Below are 2,500 nucleotides of genomic sequence, written 5' to 3'. Positions count from 1 at the left end.
GGGTCAAGCCTCACGGGCCATTAGTACTGGTTAGCTCAAGCGATTGCTCGCCTTCCACACCCAGCCTATCAACGTCGTGGTCTACGACGACCCTTCAGGGGGGTCGAGCCCCCAGGCAGATCTCATCTTGGGACGAGTTTCCCGCTTAGATGCTTTCAGCGGTTATCTCTTCCGCACATAGCTACCCGGCGATGCCACTGGCGTGACAACCGGTACACCAGAGGTGCGTCCACTCCGGTCCTCTCGTACTAGGAGCAGGCTCCCTCAAATCTGCAGCGCCCACGGAAGATAGGGACCAAACTGTCTCACGACGTTTTAAACCCAGCTCACGTACCTCTTTAAATGGCGAACAGCCATACCCTTGGGACCGGCTACAGCCCCAGGATGAGATGAGCCGACATCGAGGTGCCAAACACCGCCGTCGATATGAACTCTTGGGCGGTATCAGCCTGTTATCCCCAGAGTACCTTTTATCCGTTGAGCGATGGCCCTTCCATACAGAACCACCGGATCACTTAGACCTGCTTTCGCACCTGCTCGACTTGTCAGTCTCGCAGTCAAGCACGCTTATGCCTATGCACTACCAGCACGATGTCCGACCGTGCCTAGCGTACCTTCGTGCTCCTCCGTTACGCTTTGGGAGGAGACCGCCCCAGTCAAACTGCCCACCATGCACTGTCCCCAACCCCGATTCAGGGGCCCAGGTTAGAACCTCAAACGCACCAGGGTGGTATTTCAACGTCGGCTCCACGGCACCTGGCGGCACCGCTTCACAGCCTCCCACCTATCCTACACAGGCCCGTTCAAAGTCCAATACAAAGCTGCAGTAAAGGTTCATGGGGTCTTTCCGTCTTTCCGCGGGGAGATTGCATCATCACAAACATTTCAACTTCGCTGAGTCTCGGGAGGAGACAGTGTGGCCATCGTTACGCCATTCGTGCAGGTCGGAACTTACCCGACAAGGAATTTCGCTACCTTAGGACCGTTATAGTTACGGCCGCCGTTTACCGGGACTTCGATCAAGAGCTTGCACCCCATCACTTAATCTTCCGGCACCGGGCAGGCGTCACACCCTATACGTCCACTTTCGTGTTTGCAGAGTGCTGTGTTTTTAGTAAACAGTCGCAGCCACCTATTTTTTTTGCAACCCATTCGCGCTTCGATGTTCTCTACACGCTACTAGGGCACACCTTATCCCGAAGTTACGGTGTCAATTTGCCGAGTTCCTTCTCCCGAGTTCTCTCAAGCGCCTGAGAATACTCATCTCGCGCACCAGTGTCGGTTTGCGGTACGGTCGACTGCAAGCTGAAGCTTAGTGGCTTTTCCTGGGACCCCATTCGGTCACTTCGCGAGCAAGCTCGCTCGATCGACAGCCTCGGTATGTGACACGCGGATTTGCCTACGTGTCGCCTACTTCTGCCTAAACCGGCACTTCCAACCGCCGGATGACCTAGCTTGATCCGTCCCCACATCGCACTTGCAGCCGGTGCAGGAATGTTGACCTGCTTCCCATCAGCTACGCATCTCTGCCTCGCCTTAGGGGCCGACTCACCCTACGCCGATGAACGTTGCGTAGGAAACCTTGCGCTTACGGCGAGCGGGCTTTTCACCCGCTTTAACGCTACTCATGTCAGCATTCGCACTTCCGATACCTCCAGCAGCCTTCACAAGCCACCTTCACAGGCCTACGGAACGCTCTCCTACCATGCATGATCGCTCATGCATCCGCAGCTTCGGTAACCGGCTTGAGCCCCGTTACATCTTCCGCGCAGGACGACTCGATCAGTGAGCTATTACGCTTTCTTTAAATGATGGCTGCTTCTAAGCCAACATCCTGACTGTTTTAGCCTTCCCACTTCGTTTCCCACTTAGCCGGTTTTAGGGACCTTAGCTGGCGGTCTGGGTTGTTTCCCTCTCGTGTCCGGACGTTAGCACCCGGTGCACTGTCTCCCGTGCTCACACTCTTCGGTATTCGGAGTTTGCCTTGGTTTGGTAAGTCGCCATGACCCCCTAGCCAAAACAGTGCTCTACCCCCGAAGGTGACCACACGAGGCACTACCTAAATAGTTTTCGGAGAGAACCAGCTATTTCCAGGTTTGTTTAGCCTTTCACCCCTATCCACAGCTCATCCCCTGCTTTTGCAACAGCAGTGGGTTCGGCCCTCCAGTACCTGTTACGGCACCTTCAGCCTGGCCATGGATAGATCACCTGGTTTCGGGTCTACACCCAGCGACTGAAATCGCCCTGTTCGGACTCGGTTTCCCTGCGCCTTCCCTACTCGGTTAAGCTTGCCACTGAATGTAAGTCGCTGACCCATTATACAAAAGGTACGCCGTCACCCCTTAAAGAGGCTCCGACTTTTTGTAAGCATGCGGTTTCAGGTTCTATTTCACTCCCCTCCCGGGGTTCTTTTTCGCCTTTCCCTCACGGTACTGGTTCACTATCGGTCGATGATGAGTATTTAGCCTTGGAGGATGGTCCCCCCATCTTCAGACAGGAT

The 2,500-nt window shown here is 55.0% G+C and carries 1 rRNA gene (cut by both window edges); it reads right to left on the bottom strand.

The features are described 5' to 3' along the window. A 23S ribosomal RNA gene (locus LCC91_RS13040) occupies positions 1 to 2,500 on the bottom strand (it extends past both window edges: 1 nt to the left, 387 nt to the right).

The sequence above is a fragment of the Tepidimonas taiwanensis genome, assembly GCF_020162115.1.
Taxonomy (GTDB): Bacteria; Pseudomonadota; Gammaproteobacteria; order Burkholderiales; family Burkholderiaceae_C; genus Tepidimonas; species Tepidimonas taiwanensis.
The sequence above is the reverse complement of the archived record's forward strand: the minus strand, read 5'-3'. Positions and strand labels throughout refer to the sequence as shown.